This is a genomic window from Arthrobacter sp. E3 (assembly GCF_017353415.1).
Classification (GTDB): Bacteria; Actinomycetota; Actinomycetes; order Actinomycetales; family Micrococcaceae; genus Specibacter.
Genome location: NZ_JAFMPX010000133.1, coordinates 1 through 256, shown reverse-complemented (window position 1 = coordinate 256; position 256 = coordinate 1). Strand labels below are relative to the sequence as shown.

The 256-nt window shown below is 64.1% G+C and carries 1 pseudogene; it reads right to left on the bottom strand.

The features are described from left to right. Nucleotides 1-237 (bottom strand): annotated as a pseudogene (locus JMA46_RS16940) (transposase); the annotation flags it as partial. Between the last annotated feature and the right edge of the window lie 19 nt (nt 238-256).

The window sequence follows — 256 nt, the reverse complement described above, 5'->3', positions numbered from 1 at the left end:
GTGTCCGCACAGGTGTCATCCCAGGACTCGGGGAGGTACAGGCGCCAGTTCAACGGACAGGACGCCGCATCGGTGGCAGCGTGCAGGGACACAGCGATCTGACAGTTGCCGATCTTCCCCAACGTCCTACGAATATTGGCGTGCGACCCCGGGCGAGGAAGTGCCTTCCTTGGCGAACCCGGTATCGTCAATGACCCACGCCTGAGGGGCGATCAAAGGGATCGCCAGGCCCGCGATCTTGGCTCGGACCGGCTCC